The sequence below is a fragment of the Megasphaera sp. UBA4233 genome (genome assembly GCF_002395615.1).
In the GTDB taxonomy this organism is placed as follows: domain Bacteria; phylum Bacillota; class Negativicutes; order Veillonellales; family Megasphaeraceae; genus Megasphaera; species Megasphaera hexanoica.
This window is the reverse complement of record NZ_DGXL01000009.1, coordinates 1-244: the sequence shown is the minus strand read 5'-3', so window position 1 is coordinate 244 and position 244 is coordinate 1. Positions and strand designations below refer to the sequence as shown.

The 244-nt window shown below is 48.0% G+C and carries 1 protein-coding gene; it reads right to left on the bottom strand.

The features are described from left to right. The coding region (locus tag B2U90_RS01925) for a GTP-binding protein (protein WP_292016985.1) at positions 1-244 on the bottom strand (244 nt) is incomplete at both ends.

The following is a 244-nucleotide window of genomic DNA, read 5'->3' as shown; positions in this document are numbered from 1 at the left end:
GTGATCATGTTCTTGACATAGTCAGCATGCCCCGGGCAGTCAACGTGTGCATAGTGACGGGTCGGAGTTTCATATTCAACGTGTGCCGTGTTGATCGTAATACCACGTTCACGTTCTTCCGGAGCCTTATCAATATCAGCATATGCTTCAAACTGAGCTTTGCAGCCTTCCGTTTCGGAAAGGACCTTTGTAATAGCAGCCGTTAATGTTGTTTTGCCGTGGTCAACGTGACCGATGGTACCAA